The sequence below is a fragment of the Pseudomonas sp. D4002 genome (assembly GCF_013385665.1).
Lineage (GTDB): Bacteria > Pseudomonadota > Gammaproteobacteria > Pseudomonadales > Pseudomonadaceae > Aquipseudomonas.
Genome location: NZ_JACAPN010000016.1, coordinates 32529 through 50803 on the forward strand (window position 1 = coordinate 32529; position 18275 = coordinate 50803).

The window sequence follows — 18275 nt, forward strand, 5'->3', positions numbered from 1 at the left end:
AGTCTCTATGAGTTACGAAAGCATTTTGCTGGACGTGCAGGGCCGGGTCGGGCTGATCACCCTCAATCGCCCGCAAGCGCTGAACGCCCTGAACGCGCAACTGGTCAGCGAGCTGAACCAGGCGCTGGACAGCCTGGAAGCCAACCCGGAAATCGGCTGCATCGTGCTAACCGGCTCGAAAAAAGCCTTTGCCGCCGGTGCCGACATCAAGGAAATGGCCGAGCTGACCTACCCGCAGATCTACCTCGACGACCTGTTCAGCGATAGCGATCGCGTGGCCAACCGCCGCAAGCCGATCATTGCGGCGGTCAACGGGTTTGCCCTGGGTGGCGGCTGTGAACTGGCCTTGATGTGCGACTTCATCCTGGCGGGTGACAACGCCAAGTTTGGCCAGCCGGAAATCAACCTCGGCGTGCTGCCGGGCATGGGCGGCACCCAGCGCCTGACCCGCGCCGTGGGCAAGGCCAAGGCCATGGAAATGTGCCTGACCGGGCGCTTTATCGATGCGGTGGAAGCCGAACGCTGCGGGATCGTCGCGCGCATCGTGCCGGCGGATGAGCTGTTGGACGAAGCATTGAAGGTCGCGACCCTGATCGCCGGCAAGTCGGTGCCCATCAGCATGATGGTCAAGGAAAGCGTGAACCGTGCGTTTGAAGTGAGCCTTTCCGAAGGCGTGCGCTTTGAGCGCCGGGTGTTCCACGCGGCGTTTGCCACACTGGATCAGAAGGAAGGCATGGCGGCGTTTGTGGCCAAGCGTGCGCCGGAGTTCAAGGACAAGTAAACACTGTCCTGAAACGCTGAAGATCAAAAAATGTGGGAGCGAGCTTGCTCGCGAAGGCGGTATTACAGTCACCCGATGTATCGACTGATCCACCGCCTTCGCGAGCAAGCCCGCTCCCACATGGGTTATGCGAAATACCTGTTACAGCGGGTAGTTTTTCAATTCTCTGGCAATCACCATCCGCTGAATCTCGCTGGTGCCCTCGTAAATCTGGGTAATCCGCGCATCCCGGTAGTAACGCTCCACCGGGTAGTCCTCCAGATAGCCATAACCCCCGTGAATCTGCATGGCTGAAGAGCACACCTTCTCGGCCATTTCCGAGGCAAACAGCTTGGCCTGGGAGGCCTCCGACAGGCATGGCTTGCCCGCACTGCGCAATCGGGCGGCATGCAGGATCAGCAAGCGCGCCGCATTCAGGCGGGTTTGCATGTCGGCCAGCAAGTTGGCCACGCTCTGGTGCTCGATGATCGCCTTGTCGAACTGCACCCGGTCACGGGCATAGGCCAGCGCGGCCTCAAAGGCGGCACGCGCAATACCCAGCGCCTGGGCGGCAATCCCGATGCGTCCGCCTTCGAGGTTGGACAGGGCGATGGCCAGGCCCTTGCCGCGTTCACCCAGCAGGTTGGCTTCCGGCACGGTGCACTGGTTGAGGGTGACGGCACAGGTGTCCGAGGCACGAATGCCCATCTTGTGTTCGGTACGGTCCACCACGAAGCCCGGGGTGTTGGTCGGCACCAGGAACGCCGAGATGCCTTTCTTGCCCAGCTCCGGGTCGGTCACTGCAAACACGATCGCCAGCTTGGCGCGCTTGCCGTTGCTGACAAACTGCTTGGCGCCGTTGATCACCCACTGGCCGTCCCGCAGTTCGGCGCGGGTGCGCAGGTTGTGCGCTTCGGAACCGGCCTGGGGTTCGGTAAGGCAGAAGCAACCGATGGCCTGGCCGCTGGCCAGTTCCGCCAACCAGGTTTCCTTTTGTGCTTGTGAGCCGTAGTTGAGGATTGGCCCGCAACCCACTGAATTATGGATACTCATCAGTGCGCCGGTAGCGCCGTCGCCAGCGGAAATCTCTTCCACTGCCAGGGCGTAGGCCACGTAGTCGACGTAGGTGCCGCCCCATTCTTCAGGCACCACCATGCCCAGCAAACCCAACTCGCCCATCTTGGCGACCAAAGCATCGTCGATCCAGCCGGCCTTTTCCCAAGCCTGGGCGTGGGGGGCGATTTCGCCACGGGCAAAGTCCCGCGCCATGTCGCGGATCATCACTTGTTCTTCTGTAAATTCAATATCTTGCATGACTTAGTTCCCGTTCTTATCGAAGTCGCGGAAGAAGCTTTCGACATGATCAGCCTCCAACGCCTGCAGGGTTGGAGGGTTCCAGCGAGGGGTTTTGTCCTTGTCGATCAGCAGGGCGCGGACGCCTTCGATCAGGTCGCCACGGGCAAACCATTGGCGGTCCAGGTGCAGTTCCAGGGCAAAGCATTGCTCCAGCGGCAGGTGGCGCCCGCGACGCAGCATCTGCAGGGTCACGGCCATGGCCAGGGGGGAGCGCGTCTGCATCAGGCTGGCGGTGGTCAATGCCCAGTCATGGCTGTCGGCGACGGTGACTTGCTGCAATTGCTCGACGATGCTCGGCACGTCCGGCAAGGCAAAGAAGTGATCGATGGCTGGGCGTAGCGCCGCCAGGGGGGCGTCGGGCAATTGTTGCACCGCGAGGCTGGCCAGCAGGCCTTGCAGGTCCTTGAGGGGAGAATCGTGCCATTCCAGGCGGTCCAGGCGCTGGTCGAGGTCGGCGAGCCGGGCGCTGTCGAGGTACCAGTCCGCCAGGCCGCAATACAGGGCGTCGGCGGCACGAATCTGCACGCCGGTCACCCCGAGGTAGATCCCCAGTTCCCCGGAAATGCGCGGCAGGAAATAGCTGCCGCCCACGTCAGGGAAATACCCGATGGCCACCTCGGGCATTGCCAGGCGGCTGCGGTCGGTGACCACCCGCAGGTCGGCGCCTTGCACCAGGCCCATGCCACCGCCAAGGACGAAGCCGTCCATCAGTGCCAGGACCGGTTTGCGATAGTTGTGAATGGCGAGGTCGAGGGCGTATTCCTCGACGAAGAAGTCTTCGTGGAGGGTATCGCCGCTCTTGAAGCTGTCGTACAGCGAGCGAATGTCGCCGCCGGCGCAGAAGGCTTTTTCACCGGCACCGCGCAACACCACGGCATGCACCTGGGGATCGTCCGCCCACGCCTGCAAATGCCGGCTGAGGCTGCGGACCATGTCCAGGGTGAGGGCGTTAAGGCCTGCGGGGCGATTGAGGGTCAGGTGGCCAATATGGTTGCGTACGTGCGCCAGGACCTCGTCTTGCACAATCCCGGCGCTGCTTGCCTCGGATGAAACCTGAGCAGTCATCTCTAACTCCCTGCTTTTATTGTTCTTTATCAAGATGTTCGCGGGCGAACCATCTCGCGATCGTACCAGTGCAAATTTGCCCAGTACAAGTCGGAATCATGCAGGTCGTTTTTGCATTTTTGCCTTATGGAGGAGGCTGGCCCTGGCGCTGGAAAACCGCGCCGATGGTGCGCCGCCGGGCATACCGCTCGCTGGCCTGGATCAGCTCTTCCAGCTCCTGCGGGGTAACGTCCAGGAACTGCTCGCGCTCGGCGAGGGCCTGCTTGAGGTCCTCGGCGCTGATCCCGGGGTTTTCGGTGGCCATTGGCATAAAGATCGGCGCAGCCGGTTCGCGGGTGCCCTTGGGGTAACGCGTGCGCGTGGCGTTGTTGTAGGCCAGCGCGCAGGCCAACAAGGCCGTGGCGCCCAGCATGACTGCGGCAAGTTCGTGCCAGCCCATGGCAATCGAGGCGGGGTCAGCCAGCACCAGGCTCATGGCCAGGCCGCCCGCCGGTGGATGCAGGCAGCGCAGCCAGCAGATCAGGATCACGGTCATCCCGGCAGCCAGGCATGCGCTGCCCAGCGTTCGGCCCAATACCCGGGCCACCAGCAGCGCAACGATCCCGGCACACAGGTAGCTGCCGATGATCGACCAGGGCTGGGCCAGCGCGCCGGAGGATACGGCAAACAGCAGCACCGCCGAGGCTCCCAGCGGGCCTATCAGGTGCAGGGCCACCTCGGTGCCGAACACCTGGGCGCACACCCAGACGCTGAACAGTGTGCCTAGGGCCATGCCGATGGCGGCACGACTCCATTCGGCAGGGCGGGTATTGATGGCAGCGGGTAACCAGCGAGCGAGCATTGACAGACGATCCGTGAAAAGCGGGCGAAAAAAAAGGCTTGCCTGGTTTCCCGGAAAAGCCCTTTAAAGAAGTTCCTGCATTTGGGGGAGGAACCTGCGCAGTGTGCCAATCGATGAAGACTGCTGCCAATGCATATTAATGCAGGTCAAGTGCAGTATTTTTGCAGTAAAACGTGTCAGCCAAACGGTATCAGGCGGGTTGGCGGTGGCATGGGGTTGCTGATCTTGCCCAGCACACGGTCGTCGGTTTCCTCGTTGATCAGCAGGTTTTGTACATTTTCCCGCAGCGATGGATTGTTGGCCAATGGCCCCTTGAGCACCACCAGTGCATCACGCAGTTCCATCAGCCGATCCAGTTTTGGCAGCGGGATGTAACCCGCATTGACTCTGTCGCGGGACAAAGGCGCGACAGCGTCAGAGGTTGAGGGGTCGGGCAATCGACGGTCGGACACAAAACATTCCTCTAAATGAAATAAACGGCAGCGCTGAATGCTGTTTAAAAGGTCTTTATTGTTATTTCGACTGTTCGTTTAAGCGGGGCATGTCTTGATTGATGGCTTGCTGCTACGTTCGTCGAGTTTCTTTCGAAAGTAACAGGAATGCCTTACACCGCACCTTTGGAACTTCTGAAAATAGTTAAAAGGTATTAAATAATTAACTCGCTTGGCAGGCGAGTCTACAGTCGAGGGCTAGGGGCGGGAAGAGGGCGTCTTATCGGTAGCAGCGTATAGATGCGTAGGATGTTTCTCGATAGTTGCTACGCTAAAAGTTTCGAAGTTGAATGGGCAAAGAAGTTTCTTACATACACTTGGATTTATAACTACTGAATGTACTGGCGCGGGATAAGCGGTTGGTTCCGCTTATCCCGCGCCCTGTATCAAGGTTGTGCGGGTTTGATCAAATGCAGCAGTACGTAAGGGTTCTTGTCGAACTGGCCGGTCAGTATCGGCTGCAGTGAACGAAAACGCGGGTCGCTCAACGCTTCATAGTCCGACTGGCTCATGATCAGCCATGCAGGAGCCTGGATCGGCGCCAGATCGGCAGGCAACTGGGTAAACAACGGCACCCGGTCGCAATCGAGGTTGACCATGAACTTGATGGCTTTTGCGTCCTTGCCCAGTGCGTGCAATACCAGCGGCGCCGGTTGTTGCTGGGTCAGCGCATGGGCCTGGAGGGTAAAGGTGCGCGTGTCATACAGCCGGCGCTCCAGCGGCTCGACCATCACGATATACGCCAGCCACACCGCCAATACCGCGGCGAAGGCCGGGCCCACGTAGCGAAGCCGCCGGTTGAACAGCAAGCCCAGCACCAGTACCTGGATCGCGATCAGGATCCCGAACACCGGATTGAGGCTGCCAATCTGCTCGGGGAAGCGGTGACGCGCCACGAACAAGCCTGCGATCAGCAGCCCCGGAATGACCGTCCACAACCCCAGCATCAGCCAGCGCAGCCCGGCGAACAGTCTGCCCCGCGACACCTGGAACGGATACGCGGCGATGATCGCGGCCAGGGGCAGCATCGGCAGCACATAGCGCGCTTTTTTCGCCTGGGGCACCGACAAGCCGATCATCACGATCAAGCCGGCGGCGAGGCAGTACAGCACCAGTTTCAGCGCCGGGCCCTTGTCCTCGCGGCCACCGGCGACAATCGCAATCAGCGCGAGTATTGCCAACGGATACGCCGGCGCGTAGTTACCCAGCGAACTGCTGAAGTAATACAGCGCGCTGCCGGAGCCTTCGGTGCCGTCCATGCGACCCAGGAACTGCATGCGGATCACGTCCTGCATGAACGTTTCACCGCCACTGAGCTTGGCCAGCAGCAACAGCAGGCCCACGCACGCCGCCAGTAACGCCAACGCCAGCAGGCCGAAACTGAAGAGCTGGCGCCATTGCCGGTTGATCAGGTAATAGCTGCACAGCATGCCGGTGGGGATCACCAGGCCGATCGGCCCACGGATCGCGAACCCCACGATCAGCAGCGCAAACAGCCAGTGCAGGCGCTTGCCGGCGCCGAAGTGGTCGTGGGCGTAACCCAGGTAGAAGACTGTCAGGGCCACTGCCGCCAGCATCTGGTCGAGGGACACCGCGCGGGTTTCGCTGATGAAGGTACTGCTGAGCAGCATCACCGCGATGCTCAGCAGTGCCCAGCGCCGGGAGTAGGGCGCGGTCAGCCGGTAGAGCAGCACCACGATCAGTGCCGAAGCGATGGCCGTGGGCAGCCAGGCCGTCAGGCTGGTGACCTGCCCCAGGGGCACCGACAGCAGCCAGGTCAGCAGCGTCGAGGTGGCCAGGTAATCGGCATAAGGTTGCCCGTACGTGGTCGGGAAGAACCCCGGCCCGTGGCGCAGCATCTCCTGGGCGAACAGCACGAAGCGCGAGTCAAAGCCGATGATTGCCTGGTTCCAGTTGCCCGCGACAAACAGGATCAGGGCCAGCAGCCCCAGGATCCATGAGTGTCGGCGGATCGTCGGGCTGAGCAGGGGCCGATGAGCTTTGTCCACGTCTCAGGCTTCCTCGGCCTGAGGCGCCCAGTTTTGCTGGGGGATCGGCAAGTTGCAGGAATCGCCGCGGCCCATCGGGAAGTACTGGATGCCTTTGCGTGCCAGGCGTTCGCCGTCGTACAGGTTGCGGCCGTCGAAGATCACCGGGGTTTTCAGGCGTTGCTGGATCAGGTCGAAGTCCGGTGCCTTGAACTGTTGCCATTCGGTGCAGATGATCAAGGCGTCAGAGCCACTCAGGGTGGATTCCGGGGTGCCCATCAGCATCAGGCGCGGGTCATCACCGTAGATGCGCTGGGTTTCCTGCATGGCTTCCGGGTCAAACGCACGTACATTGGCGCCGGCGGCCCACAAGGCTTCCATCAGCACCCGGCTTGGCGCATCGCGCATGTCGTCGGTGTTGGGCTTGAACGCCAGGCCCCACAAGGCGAAGGTCTTGCCGCGCAGGTCGCCCTTGAAGAATGCATTGGCGCGTTCGAACAGCTTGCTCTTCTGGCGCTGGTTGATGGCTTCCACGGCTTCCAGCAGGTCGCTGGAGCAGTTGGCGGCCTTGGCGCTGTGGATCAGGGCGCGCATGTCCTTGGGGAAACACGAGCCGCCATAACCGCAGCCTGGGTAGATGAAGTGGTAGCCGATACGCGAGTCGGCACCAATGCCCAGGCGCACGGCTTCGATGTCGGCGCCCAGGTGTTCGGCCAGTTCGGCGATCTGGTTGATAAAGCTGATCTTGGTGGCCAGCATGCAGTTGGCGGCGTACTTGGTCAGTTCGGCGCTGCGCAGGTCCATGAAGATGATGCGGTCGTGGTTGCGGTTGAACGGTGCATACAACTCACGCATCACCTCGCGCACTTCTTCACGTTCGCAGCCGATGACGATCCGGTCCGGGCGGCGGCAGTCGGCAACGGCCGAGCCTTCCTTGAGGAATTCCGGGTTGGAGACGATATCGAACTCCAGGTGGCGGCCGGCAATGCGCAGGGCTTTTTCCATGTGCGCACGCAAGGTGTCGCCGGTGCCTACGGGTACGGTGGATTTTTCCACGAGGATCACCGGGTCGATACGGTGGCGAGCCACTGCATCGCCCACGGACAGCACGTATTTCAGGTCGGCCGAACCGTCTTCGTCCGAAGGGGTACCCACGGCGATGAACAGCACTTCGCCATGTTCGACGGCGAGTTTTTCATCATAGGTAAACGTCAGGCGTCCGCCTTCGAGGTTTTCCTTGACCATGGCCGCCAGCCCCGGCTCGAAGATGCTCACGTGGCCCTGTTGCAGCAGCTTGACCTTGTTCTCGTCAACGTCCATGCAGATGACATCGTGACCGACTTCGGCCAATACGGTGGCCTGCACCAGACCGACGTAACCACTACCAAATACACTGATTTTCATGGGGCATTCCTGGGACTTGTGGTGCTAGCACGACGAGAGTTGATAGTCAGGACTCCGAGGATGACCAAGGCCACTCCCGCAGTTTTTGAAAGCGAAAAATGTTCGTTGAACACCGGCAGGCTGGCGGCCAGCAGGTAGACCAATGCGTAGCTGATGCTGAGCAGCGAGTAGGCACGGCCCAGCGGCAGGTCTTTCAGTGCGCCAAGCCAGCAGAGCATCGACAGGGCATAGGCGATGATCGCCAGGATCACCACGCCCAGTGCGCCGAGGTCGATGGCACCCGTGTTGAGTGCTGTCAGCCATTCGGTGGGCAATGGCAGGCGCGTCATGCTCCAGCGCATGCCCAACTGGGCACCGCTGACCAGTGCCACGCTGCCCAGGGCCAGGGCAAAACCGCGAGCGCGACTCATACCTGACGCCCCAGCAGCACCACACCGGCAATCACCAGCAGCACGCCGAACCAGTGGCGACCATCGATGTGTTCATGGAACACAAAGCGCGCCACCAGGGTGACCAATACAAAGTTGAGGCTCAGCATCGGGTAGGCGATGCCGACTTCCAGGCGTTGCAGCACCAGCAGCCACACCAGCAAACCCAGGCCCAGGCACACCAGCGCCGACCACAGCCACGGCGAGCGCAGCTTCAGGGCCCAACCGTCGGGCTGGTCACGCCAGCCTTCCACGGCAAACTTCTGGGACACCTGGCCCATGCAGGTCAGCAGGCAGGCACCTAACAACAGCAACAGAGTGGTCATGGCGCGCTCTGCGGGAAGATCAGAATCACGATATTGCCCTGCTCGTAACGCTTGCCGTCTTTGGGCAGCAGGTCCACTTCCTGGCGTTCGTCGTCACCCTTGACCCGCATCACCACGCCCACCGAGCCTTGCTTGCGCGCCTCGCTCATCCATTGCTGGACGCTGGCGGCATCGATCTTGCGATAAGCGGTGTCCGGGAAGGCGATGCCGTATTTCACTTCGCCAACGGTGTTGTAGAGCATCACTTCAGGACGCTGCAGGCGCCATGACAAGGCCGATGCGGCGCCGAGGTCGTTGCTCAGCAACGCAGTGGTCGGCTGCAGCTCCTGGAGGTGGTCGATGATGAACTGGTCGGGGGTCTTGTTATAAACCACCGAGTGCGGCAACGCGGCCGGCACCAGCGCCACCAGCAACCAGCTGCCGATCACCGGTGCGGCCCACATGTGCAACGGGCGGGCGGCTTGCAGCAGGTTGGCGATGATCCAGCCGAACAGGAAGACGAACACCAGCACCAGGCTGAGTGTTTCCTGGCCGTGCTCGTACACCGGTTTTTTCAGCTGGAACCAGGTCAGGGTCAGCAACGCCAATACGCCAATGACCAGATTCACCCAGCCGTTGATGCGCAGTACGCGGCCACGGGCCTGGGCCAGTTTGTCGGCGAGGGTATGCCCCATCAGCAGCGCCAGTGGCAGCAGGCAGGGCATGATGTACGACGGCAGCTTGCCCTTGGCCAGGCTGAAGAACGCCAGCGGCATCAGCAGCCACAGCAGCAGGAAGGCGACCTTGCTGTTGCGTTTTTCCAGCCATGCCTGCTTCACGGTGGACGGCAGCAACGCCATCCACGGCAGGGTGAACGCAACCATCAGCGGCAGGTAATACCAGAAGGGCTCGGAGTGCTGGGCGTCGTCGCCGGCAAAGCGCTGGATGTGCTCGTGCCAGAAGAAGAAATTCCAGTAGTCCGGTTCCTGGGCATGCACCATCAGCGCCCAGGGCAGGCTCACGACAATCGCCACCACCACGGCCACCAGGCCATAGGTGAGCAGTTCACGAATGCGTTTTTGCCAGAGCACGTAGGGCAGGGCGATCAGCACCGGCAGCAACCAGGCAAGGAAACCCTTGGTCATGAACCCCATGCCGCAGGCGAACCCGAGCAAGGCCCACGACCACAGGCGGCCGCGGGTGGTGGTGCTGTCGAAGCAGAACCACAGCGCCGCCCCGGTCAGGTTGACCCAGAAGGTGAACTGCGGGTCGAGGTTGGCATAGCCCGCCAGGAACGCGACGCTGACAAAACTCATGTACAGCACGGCGCTGACCAGGCTCTTGCGCGGGTCGTTCCACAAACGCCGGGCCACGAAATACACCAGCAGGATGCTCAAGCCGGTGCTCAAGGCCGAGGCAAAACGCACGCCGAACAGGTTCTGCCCGAAAATCGCCTGGCCCAGCGCGATCATCCAGTAACCGGCCGCCGGTTTCTCGAAATAGCGAATCCCCATGAAGTGTGGCGAGGCCCATTTGCCGGTCAGCAGCATTTCCTGGCTGATCTGCGCATAGCGGGTTTCGTCGGGAATCCACAGCCCGTGGGTGGCCAACGGGATCAGGTAGAACACCCCGAAGGCCAGCAGGAGCAGGGGCAAGGCCCAGCGCCGGATCATGCCTTTTGCACTCCGAGCCAGCCTTCACGGCCGCTCAACGCACCACGCACCAGCTGTTGCTGGGGCAGGGTGGTGAGGTCGGCGGGCAACAGGTCGCCCAACGGTTTGAACGCGATGCCGCGCTGCCCTGCCTGGGCGAGCAACTGGCGAAAATCATTGGCCATCAGAATCCCTTCTACTTCTGCGTGGATCGTATAGACGTTGAGCTTCGACGGCTTGAAGCGGTCGAGGATGTAGCTATTGAAATCCTTGGCGGCCACCACCGGGCCCACGACTTCGTCGAAGGTCGGCATGTCCACCGGAATTTGTGGCGTGCCGGCACTGCCATCCGCCAGGGTTGGCCGGAACAGGCTGGTACCACGGCAATCGCTGTTGTAGCGGAAATTGAACTGTTGCTTGGCTTGCACCACGCGCTCATCGGCACGCCAGCCGGCGGCGGCTGAGCAGTCGATGGGTTCACCGAGGATGTCGCTCAAGGTGTCGACGCCACGGCGAATCTGCTCGATCAGCTGTGCATCGCTCCAGCGCCCGGTGTTGGCTTGCCAGCCGTGATGATCCCAGGCGTGCAGCCCGACTTCATGCCCGGCGGCCTTGGCCTGGCGCATCAGGTGCCCCAGGTCGCGGCCAATGGGTTTGCCCGGCCAGGCGGTGCCGGCCAGCAAAATGTCCCAGCCGTACAAACCGGCAGCGTTGGAGCGCAGCATCTTCCACAGGAACTGCGGGCGGATCAGGCGCCACAAGTGGCGCCCCATGTTGTCCGGCCCGACGCTGAAGAAGAAGGTCGCCTTGACCCCGGCTTCATCAAGCGACTCCAACAACCTTGGCACCCCTTCACGGGTGCCTCGGTAAGTGTCGACGTCGATGCGTAGACCCGCTTGCATCAGCGCTTGTCCGCGATTTCGAGCATGGCTTCACGCAGGAAGAAATCCAGGGTGTTGCCGATGGTTTCGCTCATCTCCACGGTAGGCTCCCAGTTCAGCAGGCGCTTGGCGTTGTCGATGCTTGGCTTGCGGTGCGCCACGTCCTGGTAACCGGTGCCGTAGAACGCCTTGCTTTCCACGTCGCGGAAACCGGCAAACGGAGGGAAGTTGCTGCGCAGCGGGTGAGCTTCGAACTGACGCAGCAGTTCTTCGCCCAGCTGACGGATGCTGGCTTCGTTTTCCGGGTTGCCGATGTTGATGATCTGGCCGTTGCAGTTATCGTTGTCGTTATCGATGATGCGCGCCAGGGCTTCGATACCGTCGGCGATGTCAGTGAAGCAACGCTTCTGCTCGCCACCGTCGAACAGACGGATCGGCGTGCCTTCCACCAGGTTCAGGATCAGCTGGGTGATGGCGCGGGAGCTGCCGATGCGGGCCGAGTCCAGGCGGTCGAGGCGCGGGCCCATCCAGTTGAATGGACGGAACAGGGTGAACTTCAGGCCTTTGTCGCCGTAGGCCCAGATCACGCGGTCCAGCAGTTGCTTGGAGACCGAGTAGATCCAGCGCTGCTTGTTGACCGGGCCCACCACCAGGTTGGAGGTGTCTTCGTCGAAGTACTGGTCCTGGCACATGCCATACACTTCGGAGGTCGACGGGAAGATCACGCGCTTGTTGTACTTCACGCAGTAGCGAACCAGTTTCAGGTTCTCTTCGAAATCCAGTTCAAATACGCGCAGCGGGTTGCGGGTGTATTCGATCGGGGTGGCGATGGCCACCAGCGGCAGGACCACGTCGCACTTCTTGATGTGGTACTCGATCCACTCGGAGTGGATGCTGATGTCACCTTCCACATAGTGGAAATTCGGGTGGCTGCGCAGGCGCTCGATGGCGTCGGAGCCGATGTCCAGGCCGTAGATTTCGTAACGGTCGTCACGCAGTAGACGCTCGGACAGGTGGTTACCGATGAAACCGTTCACACCCAGGATCAGCACGCGGGTACGACGCGGCTTGCGGCCGGACTCGGCGCCGCGCAGTACGGAACCGTCCACCAGGCCCAGTTCATCAGCCAGGGATGGGCCGGCCAGGTACAGGCCGTTCTCGTTGCGCTGGCCGGACTTGACCACCAGGGAGTCTTCACCGCAGGCGATGCGCAGCGGGTTGACGCTGATCACGCGGCCTGGCGCCAGGCCTTCGTTGCCCTTGACGACTTCGGCGTTCCAGACGATCAGCTTGTGCTCGCCCACGGCGCAGAAGGCACCCGGGTATGGTTGGGTAACGGCGCGAACCAGGTTGAACAGCTCTTCAGCCGGTTTTTTCCAGTCCAGTTTGCCGTCTGCGGCGGTGCGACGACCGAAGTAGGTGGCCTTGCTTTCGTCCTGGGCGGTTTCGGTCAGCTTGCCTTGAGCCAGTTGCGGCAGGGCATCGCGCAGCAGGTTGGTGGCGGCGTCACGCAGTTTGGCGTGCAGGGTCAGGCCGGTGTCGGTGCGCTCGATCACGACTTTCTGCTGGGCCAGGATCGCGCCGGCATCGGCACGCTTGACCATGCGGTGCAGGGTCACGCCGGTTTCGGTTTCGCCGTTCACCAGCACCCAGTTGGCCGGTGCGCGGCCACGGTACTTAGGCAGCAGGGAGCCGTGCAGGTTGAACGCGCCTTTCTTGGCGGTGGCCAGCAGGGCTTCGCTCAGCAGGTTGCGATAGTAGAACGAGAAGATGTAGTCCGGGTTCAGCTTGGCGATGCGCTCGATCCACAGCGGGTGGTTGGCGTCTTCCGGGGCGTGTACCGGGATGCCATTGCGGGCGCACAGCTGGGCGACGGAACCGTAGAAATTGTTTTCCTTGGGATCATCGGCATGGGTGAACACGGCAGCAATTTCGTAACCCGCATTGAGCAGGGCTTCAATGCCAGCACAGCCAATATCGTGGTAAGCGAAGACAACAGCTTTTGAATTCATGACGAAACCTGATCGGAAGGAGAAGTAGAGGTGTGGGAGGACGTCAGGCCGTCGACCGTAAAGGTCTCGGCCGGTGCTGCCGGTTGGTTGCGCAGCACTTTTTCGATAAAGAACCGTGGGCGGGCCCGCACATCGCTGTACATGCGGCCCAGGTATTCACCCAGGAGGCCCATGCCGATGAACTGGCCACCGGTGAACACGAACAATACGGCGAACAGCACGAACATGCCGTCGCCAGCCCAGCCGGAGCCGAAAGCGAGACGCAGCACGATCAGTGCAAAGGCGAAGAGCATGCCCAGGGCCGCCAGGCTGAAACCGACGATGCTCAACAGGCGCAATGGCGTGGTGGTCATGCAGGTCAGCAGGTCGAACATCAGGCTGATCAGGCGCATCGGGCTGTATTTGGACTCGCCGTGTTCACGCTCGGCGTGATGCACCAGGATTTCCGTGGTGTGGCGCGCAAAGCTGTTGGCCAGGATCGGGATAAAGGTGCTGCGCTCGCGGCAGGCCAGCATGGCGTCGACGATGGTGCGGCGATAAGCACGCAGCATGCAGCCGTAGTCGCTCATGGCCACGCCGGTGGAGCGTTGCACGGCGAGGTTGATCAGGCGCGACGGCCAGCGGCGGAAGGCCGAGTCCTGGCGGTTGTTGCGCACGGTGGCAACCACGTCATAGCCCAGGGCGGCCTGTTCGACCAAACGCGGGATTTCTTCCGGCGGGTTTTGCAGGTCGGCGTCCAGGGTGATCACCACGTCGCCCCGGCAATGCTCGAAGCCGGCCATGATCGCGGCGTGCTGGCCGTAGTTGCGGTTGAGGATCACCGCCACCACATTGCTGCCTTCGAGCGCGGCGGCGTCTTCCAGCAATTGCGCGGAGTTGTCGCGGCTGCCGTCGTCCACCAGGATGATTTCGTATTCGTAAGCCAGTTGTTTGCAGGCCGCCATGGTGCGGCGCAGCAGTTCAGGCAGGCTTTCTTGTTCGTTGTAGACCGGGATAACGATCGACACGCAATGAATTGGATAGGGTTTCAAAGATTCATTACCTCGGGGGTTAGAGCAACTTGGAGCGTAAAGACAGCAGTTATCGTCAGCCTCGGATGCCGGGCATCCGATCAAAGATAGCGTTGATTTGTGGCATTCATTCGACAGTCCTGACAGGTCACAGTGGTTCTTCCATGGCTTACGTGAGTAAAGACTAAAATGCTCAAAGGTAAAGCGGAATCAACGAGTTAACCTGCAAAGTACGGTTCGTTCTCAAGTCGTGCCGCCAAGATTAAGCGCAAAAATGTTCAACGAATATGAAACGCAGATGAAAAAGTCGTTTTTTTGGCAGGTAGACAGCTAGGGTTCAGGTAAACAGCAGAAGCACGGACAACGCCGTGCCGATGAGGGGAGAAGGGCCGGTAGGCTTTTTCCGCGCGCGGGCTGGTTCCTGAAGAATCTTCTCTGCAATGCCGCGCAAGTGCCGGTAAAGTAAGCCATCTCTTGCCAGGGCAGTCGGATGAATAGCGTGCAGCGTTTACGGCCAATGTTGATGGTGTTGTTGATGACGGTGGCCTGGGCCACGAGTGTGCGGGCCGATGACGGCGTGGCACTGACGTCCATCGACCAGGTGCCCGATGGCGTAGAAGTGCGGGGTAAACAGGTCGGCGCCTTCGTCTGGAGCGACAAACAGGGCAAGAACCTGTTGGTACTCGCAGAGCAAGTCAGCGAACGCGACGACGACGGTGCGCAGTCGGCCTTTGTCTACGCCGCCCAGTACCTGCTCGACGGTGACCGGCCCAAGCGCCTGTGGATGCTCTACGACGACGTGCAGCATTGCGAGTTCGATGCCGGCGCGCACTTCAACAGCGACGCCACCCGGGTCACCGACCTGCTGGGCGATGGCATCAGCCAGGTCACCGTGGGGTATAGCCGCACCTGCACCAGTGACGTCAGCCCCAATGATTTCAAGCTGATCATGCACATCGGCAAGTCGCAGAAGTACCGCCTGCGTGGCATCGACCGCTATGGCGCCAGCTGGTGGGATGAAGACGCCGGCGCCCTGCAAGGCATGCCGTTGCCCAAGGATTGCAGCATCGCCGCCCAACAGGCGCTGGTCAGCCAGTACAAGGAGCAGGGTACCGAGCTGCCGCTTCCTGGCTGTTACGGCGACGAAGAAGATTTTGCCAAGGCGCCCAAACCGTACCTGGAGTTCATGCGCCAGCACTGGTTTGCCTTGATGCAGAAGCAGGACACCGACTGGAGCCAGCAGCAGACGCCAGCCCCGGCGGAAGACGATCAGGAATAGCCCCGGGGATTGACCTGCGCTAGACTCGGCGCTCGCCAATTCACTAAATATGTCGATTAAACAGATGGTTAGTCGATATATTTAATCCAAAGGCTGATCTACCTTGACTGAGTCTACCCGCAACCCGCTGACCCTCTATCTCACCCGCCTGGCGCCCTCCAGCCAGCTGACCATGCGCTACGTGCTGCAGGACGCCGCCGACCGCCTGGGTTTTGAAGACATCAACCTCGAAGACATCGACTGGCACCTGCTGCAGCCCGAACACGTCATGGCCCTGGTGGCGGTGCTGCGGGAAGACGGGTATGCGCCGAATACCTCATCGCTGTACGTCAACGCCGTGCGCGGGGTGATGAACGAAGCCTGGCGCATGAGCCTGATCAGCCAGGACCACCTGCTGAAGATGCGCTCGGTCAAGGCCATGGCCGGCACCCGCCTGAGCCAGGGCCGCAACCTGCGGCGTACGCTGATTCGTGAGTTGATGGAAGTCTGCGCCGCCGATCCGCGCCCGCAGGGCCTGCGGGATGCGGCGGTGATCGGGATCCTGTATGGCTCGGGCATGCGCAAGTCGGAATCGGTGAACATCGAGCTGGGCCAGGTCAATTTTGACGAGCGCAGCCTGCAGGTTACCGGCAAGGGCAACAAGCAATTGATCAAGTACGCACCGGCCTGGGCCTTTGCCAAGCTGGAGGCGTGGCTGGCGTTTCGCCGCAGCCAGTTGAAACCGGGTGAGCAGGACGATGGTTTCCTGTTCAACCGGATTCGCCGGGGCAGCCATATTACCCGCGAGCGCATCACCAAACACGCGATTTACTACATCGCCCGCCAGCGTGGGGAGCAGGTCGGCGTGAAAATCATGCCCCATGATTTCCGCCGTTCGTTCATCACGCGGGTCATTGAAGAGTACGACCTGTCGATCGCCCAGAAGCTGGCGCACCACACCAATATCCAGACCACCGCCACCTACGATGTGCGCGACGACAATGAGCGGCGCAGGGCCGTGGATCGGTTTGACCTGTAGGGCCGCCCGTAACCTGGCCCGCCAACTGCCTTGAACTCTGCCCGGCAGCCGCGCTCGCAATAGTAGGGCGCGGGTTTTGCCGCGTGCCGTGTTTATTCAGTCGAAGGAGCAGACCATGGATACCTACAACATCAACAAGACCGGCACCGGTTGGGCGTTGACCAAGCAGGGCTCGGCACGGCCGTCGAAAACGGCAGAGACCAAGGAGGCGATCGTTGAGTTGGCGAAAGAGTTTCTCAGCGACAAGACGGCGTCGCTGAGGATTCACAGCATGGATGGGCGTATTCAGGAGGAAAGAACCTATCCGCGCAAGGCTGACCCGACACGATCTCCGGGCTGACCGAGCACCCAATGTGGGAGCGGGCTTGCTCGCGAAGGCGGTGGTTCAGTTACACATGCATTGCCTGACACTCCGCCTTCGCGAGCAAGCCCGCTCCCACACTGGATTTGCATTCGACCCTAGAGAATCGGCTTGCCACCCGTCACCGCATACCGCGAGCCCGAGATGTAACTCGCCTCATCCGACGCCAGCAACACATAGATCGGCGCCACTTCCACCGGCTGGCCGGGGCGGCCCAGCGGTGTTTCGCTGCCAAAGCTGTTCACGTCTTCGTCCGGCATCGTCGAGACAATCAACGGCGTCCAGATCGGCCCCGGCGCCACGCTGTTCACGCGGATGCCCTTGCTGCCCAGCAGTTGTGCCAGGCCACCGGTAAAGTTCGCAATCGCGCCCTTGGTGGCGGCGTATGCCAGCAACGTTGGCTTGGGCATATCGGAATTCACCGAGCTGGTATTGATGATCGACCCGCCGGCCTTCATATGCGGCAGCGCCGCCTTGCAGATGCGAAACATCGCGGTGATGTTGATATCGAAGGTCTTGACCCATTCCTCGTCGGGTATCTCTTCGAGGGTCTCGTGGGTCATCTGGAATGCGGCGTTATTGACCAGCACGTCGATCCGCCCGAACTGCTCGACGGTCTGGTCGACAATCGCCTGGCAGTTGGCTTTTTGCGCGAGGTCGCCGGGCAGCAACAGGCATTGGCGGCCGGCTTCTTCCACCCAGCGTGCGGTTTCCTTCGCGTCCTCGTGTTCGTCCAGATAGGCGATAGCCACATCGGCACCTTCGCGGGCAAAGGCAATCGCCACGGCGCGGCCGATACCGCTGTCGGCGCCGGTGATCAGGGCGATCTTGTTGGCCAGGCGGCCGGAGCCGGTGTAGCTCTTCTCGCCGCAGTCGGGATAGGGGTCCATCTTCTTCTGCGAACCGGGAACGGATTGGGCCTGGCTGGCGAAAGGTGGGCGTGGGTAGTCAGTCATCTCAATCTCCATAGATCACAACGGGTTCTATGGATTAGTGATTTTCAGCTGCCGGATAGTTGTAATCGATGCCGGCCGAGCCCGACGAATGGTTTGCGCTCAACCGTGCTGGCAGGCATCGCCCAGGCGCATGTAGTCCAGTTCATGACGCACGCCGTGGCTGTCGATGTAGACCATGTGACCCTTGACCGGCCCGCATTCGGTGGAGGATTCGGTACTGACGCGCACCACCTTGGCGATGTCCAGGTCCTGGGAATAGTCGTACGCCTCGCTGGCGGGGGCGTTGGCACTCACAGTGGGTGCCGGGGTTTCGCCCTGGGCGAAGGCAAGTGTGCTGAACAGGCCCAGCACGGCGATAAGCAGATAACGCATGAGAACCTCCGACACCACGAAGGTGGTGGCTTGACTGTGGGGTTCATTCTACAAAGCGCCTGGCGCGGGGATGAACGCTTGCGGGCCAATAGAAGA

The 18275-nt window shown here is 61.3% G+C and carries 18 protein-coding genes; 4 read left to right on the forward strand and 14 right to left on the reverse strand.

Features of this window, described 5'->3' with window-relative positions; genetic code table 11:
- Nucleotides 1–7 precede the first annotated feature (7 nt).
- Complete coding sequence (locus HX824_RS09810) at nt 8–781, forward strand: enoyl-CoA hydratase (protein WP_003217608.1); 774 nt, start codon at nt 8–10, stop codon at nt 779–781.
- 141 nt (nt 782–922) lie between these two features.
- Here HX824_RS09810 and HX824_RS09815 read toward each other — a convergent pair whose 3' ends face one another.
- From HX824_RS09815 to arnC, 12 genes are all read right to left on the reverse strand, one after another.
- The gene (locus HX824_RS09815; protein ID WP_177054480.1) at nt 923–2074 is read right to left on the reverse strand and encodes an acyl-CoA dehydrogenase family protein; all 1152 of its coding nucleotides are present in this window, start codon (nt 2072–2074) and stop codon (nt 923–925) included.
- A 3-nt stretch (nt 2075–2077) separates the two neighbouring features.
- Nucleotides 2078–3181, reverse strand: a complete 1104-nt coding sequence (locus tag HX824_RS09820; protein WP_087693005.1) for an enoyl-CoA hydratase/isomerase family protein — start codon at nt 3179–3181, stop codon at nt 2078–2080.
- Nucleotides 3182–3305: 124 nt separating this feature from the next.
- The gene (locus HX824_RS09825) at nt 3306–4022 is read right to left on the reverse strand and encodes an HPP family protein (RefSeq protein ID WP_177054481.1); all 717 of its coding nucleotides are present in this window, start codon (nt 4020–4022) and stop codon (nt 3306–3308) included.
- 176 nt (nt 4023–4198) lie between these two features.
- A complete protein-coding gene (locus HX824_RS09830) occupies nt 4199–4378 on the reverse strand; it encodes a type VI secretion system contractile sheath small subunit (protein WP_256344058.1) in 180 nt (59 codons plus the stop codon).
- A gap of 521 nt (nt 4379–4899) precedes the next feature.
- Nucleotides 4900–6522, reverse strand: coding sequence for a phospholipid carrier-dependent glycosyltransferase (locus HX824_RS09835; RefSeq protein WP_177054482.1), 1623 nt, complete (start codon nt 6520–6522; stop codon nt 4900–4902).
- Nucleotides 6523–6525: 3 nt separating this feature from the next.
- On the reverse strand, nt 6526–7905 hold the full coding sequence (locus HX824_RS09840; RefSeq protein WP_102369058.1) for a UDP-glucose/GDP-mannose dehydrogenase family protein: 1380 nt from the start codon (nt 7903–7905) through the stop codon (nt 6526–6528).
- A complete protein-coding gene (arnF, locus tag HX824_RS09845; RefSeq protein ID WP_177021107.1) occupies nt 7902–8315 on the reverse strand; it encodes a 4-amino-4-deoxy-L-arabinose-phosphoundecaprenol flippase subunit ArnF in 414 nt (137 codons plus the stop codon). Before arnF ends, HX824_RS09840 begins: the two co-directional genes overlap by 4 nt.
- A complete protein-coding gene (gene arnE, locus HX824_RS09850) occupies nt 8312–8659 on the reverse strand; it encodes a 4-amino-4-deoxy-L-arabinose-phosphoundecaprenol flippase subunit ArnE (RefSeq protein ID WP_003217625.1) in 348 nt (115 codons plus the stop codon). Before arnE ends, arnF begins: the two co-directional genes overlap by 4 nt.
- Nucleotides 8656–10311 (reverse strand): lipid IV(A) 4-amino-4-deoxy-L-arabinosyltransferase, encoded by a 1656-nt coding sequence (gene arnT, locus HX824_RS09855; protein ID WP_177021106.1) that lies wholly within the window; start codon nt 10309–10311, stop codon nt 8656–8658. Before arnT ends, arnE begins: the two co-directional genes overlap by 4 nt.
- Nucleotides 10308–11192 (reverse strand): 4-deoxy-4-formamido-L-arabinose-phosphoundecaprenol deformylase, encoded by an 885-nt coding sequence (gene arnD / locus HX824_RS09860; RefSeq protein ID WP_023658828.1) that lies wholly within the window; start codon nt 11190–11192, stop codon nt 10308–10310. Before arnD ends, arnT begins: the two co-directional genes overlap by 4 nt.
- Complete coding sequence (gene arnA / locus HX824_RS09865) at nt 11192–13183, reverse strand: bifunctional UDP-4-amino-4-deoxy-L-arabinose formyltransferase/UDP-glucuronic acid oxidase ArnA (RefSeq protein WP_177054483.1); 1992 nt, start codon at nt 13181–13183, stop codon at nt 11192–11194. The genes arnD and arnA overlap by 1 nt, the downstream gene beginning before the upstream one ends.
- On the reverse strand, nt 13180–14214 hold the full coding sequence (gene arnC / locus HX824_RS09870; protein WP_008433430.1) for an undecaprenyl-phosphate 4-deoxy-4-formamido-L-arabinose transferase: 1035 nt from the start codon (nt 14212–14214) through the stop codon (nt 13180–13182). Before arnC ends, arnA begins: the two co-directional genes overlap by 4 nt.
- Before the next feature lie 469 nt (nt 14215–14683).
- Between arnC and HX824_RS09875 the strand changes: the two genes are divergently transcribed.
- The 3 genes from HX824_RS09875 (at nt 14684) to HX824_RS09885 (ending at nt 16830) form a co-directional block, all read left to right on the forward strand.
- Entirely contained in the window at nt 14684–15472 is a 789-nt protein-coding gene (locus HX824_RS09875; RefSeq protein WP_023658829.1) for a M949_RS01915 family surface polysaccharide biosynthesis protein, read from the forward strand.
- A gap of 103 nt (nt 15473–15575) precedes the next feature.
- Nucleotides 15576–16490, forward strand: coding sequence for a tyrosine recombinase XerC (xerC, locus tag HX824_RS09880; RefSeq protein WP_087692998.1), 915 nt, complete (start codon nt 15576–15578; stop codon nt 16488–16490).
- Nucleotides 16491–16605: 115 nt separating this feature from the next.
- Nucleotides 16606–16830, forward strand: a complete 225-nt coding sequence (locus HX824_RS09885) for a DUF2188 domain-containing protein (protein WP_003217639.1) — start codon at nt 16606–16608, stop codon at nt 16828–16830.
- Between the two features lie 119 nt (nt 16831–16949).
- On the opposite strand, the gene HX824_RS09890 is transcribed toward HX824_RS09885, so the two are convergent.
- Both HX824_RS09890 and HX824_RS09895 read right to left on the reverse strand, forming a co-directional pair.
- Entirely contained in the window at nt 16950–17807 is an 858-nt protein-coding gene (locus tag HX824_RS09890) for an SDR family oxidoreductase (RefSeq protein ID WP_003217640.1), read from the reverse strand.
- A 99-nt stretch (nt 17808–17906) separates the two neighbouring features.
- Nucleotides 17907–18179: a DUF2790 domain-containing protein gene (locus HX824_RS09895; RefSeq protein ID WP_008433423.1), complete on the reverse strand. Its 273-nt coding sequence runs from the start codon at nt 18177–18179 to the stop codon at nt 17907–17909.
- Nucleotides 18180–18275 lie beyond the last annotated feature (96 nt).